Annotated in this window: 1 protein-coding gene; it reads left to right on the forward strand. The window is 59.7% G+C overall.

Annotation, left to right across the window (positions count from 1 at the left end):
* Nucleotides 1–195: 195 nt before the first annotated feature.
* The coding region (locus ACN5AZ_RS18695) for an IS110 family transposase (RefSeq protein WP_419430398.1) at nucleotides 196–650 on the forward strand (455 nt) is incomplete at its 3' end.

Here is a 650-nt window from a genome sequence, read left to right on the forward strand (position 1 = left end):
TCCTGACCCTTCTGTATCTGCGTTCTGCTAAACTTGCCCCGTCACCGGCCCCGGCCAGGGTCAGTGACGGGGTGGTGCGCGACGTCTGACCCTTTTGGCATAACCACGCTTCTTAGCCTGTCGGCACCGCCTCTCTTTATCGTCTCGAACAGTTGATTGCGGCCGTACAGGACCGCGCACCAGAAGGAAGAGAGCATGGACAACCTATCACATGGCCGAGTTATCGGCATAGACGTCTGCCGCGATTGGCTTGACGTTCATTGCCTTCCAGATGGGCATCGCTGCAAAGTTCCAAATGCTCCGGCAGGTCATGCTGCCGTGGCGGATCTTGCCCGGGAGCGGGATGCCGTCGTCTGCTTTGAATCGACTGGCGGTCAGGAATGGCAACTCTGGGCGCTTCTGGAGACAGAAGGCGTTACAGCCCGCCAGGTGCCCCCCGCTCGGGTGAAGGCGTTTGCGCAAAGCCGTGGCACACGCGCTAAGACCGACCCGATTGATGCCGAACTCATCGCACGCTTCTTCGCTTTCCGGCCTGAAGCAGGCCGCAGTCTTCCAGCGGAAAATCTGCGCCTTCTCAGAGCTATGACAACCAAGAGAGCGCAGTTGGTCGAGATGCGCAAACGGCTGCTCGCCCAAATCCGTGCGCATCA

It is taken from the genome of Sagittula sp. SSi028 (genome assembly GCF_048553715.1).
Taxonomy (GTDB): domain Bacteria; phylum Pseudomonadota; class Alphaproteobacteria; order Rhodobacterales; family Rhodobacteraceae; genus Sagittula.